The following is a 769-nucleotide window of genomic DNA, read 5'->3' as shown; positions in this document are numbered from 1 at the left end:
AACAAGGACATCTCGACAGCGTTCGGACGAGCCCATGTTCGAGCCGCCGTCGCATCGTCGCGATCGAATTTGGAATGTGACGTTGGGTCCGCAGCGGCAGATCCGCGGGGTCTGTAATCTGCGGGAACGCGATCGAGCGGGATCGGCCGGTCGCGCCGAGCGCCTGAGGGGGGAATCGTCTCCCGCTCGGAGATCAGGAATCCGTAGGCTGCAATGCACATCGTTGCGTGATGATGAAAGCCGCGCCAGCCGCGTCCCTCGAAGTGGCCGAGCCCGACCTCCTGCTTGAGTTCCTGATAGTCGCGTTCGATGCGCCAGCGCAATTTAGCCGTCTCAACGAGCGTCCGGAATGCCACATCATCCGGCAATGTCGAGAGCCAGTATTTGGTAGGCTGGTCCTCGCCTTTCGGCCATTCGATCAGCAACCATTCCTCCAATCGCCGGGTGGCTTGCCAATAATCACGATGCGCGGCACGGACCCGCACGCGTGCAAAGCGCGAGGTCAGCTTTTCGTTCGTTCCTTGCCGCCAGGTGATGGTGCGCCAAGCTTTGGCCGGCAGGCCGATCGCGAGCGCCTTAACGGCGGCCGGCTGATGCTGACGGTTGCGGCGCATCAGTTTCGGTGGACGGCCGCGGCCCGACCATGGCTTCGGCGGCAAGGGACCGGTGCCGGGCGCCCATACCGTTGTGCTCGACAGAAGACCCGCCACATAGGTCAATCCCAGCGCCGTGATCTCCGTGCGCAGGTCGCTGTTGTTGCCATAGCCCG

General features: G+C 63.3%; 1 protein-coding gene. It reads right to left on the bottom strand.

Annotated elements, in window-relative coordinates; all coding sequences use genetic code 11:
* A partial coding sequence (locus H8B02_RS47570) for an IS701 family transposase (protein ID WP_229172560.1) occupies positions 1-769 on the bottom strand: 769 nt, incomplete at both ends.

Origin of the sequence: Bradyrhizobium altum, assembly GCF_020889705.1 — a bacterium.
Taxonomy (GTDB): Bacteria; Pseudomonadota; Alphaproteobacteria; order Rhizobiales; family Xanthobacteraceae; genus Bradyrhizobium; species Bradyrhizobium altum.
Note: the sequence above shows the minus strand (reverse complement) of the source record. Positions and strands in the feature narration are given on the sequence as shown.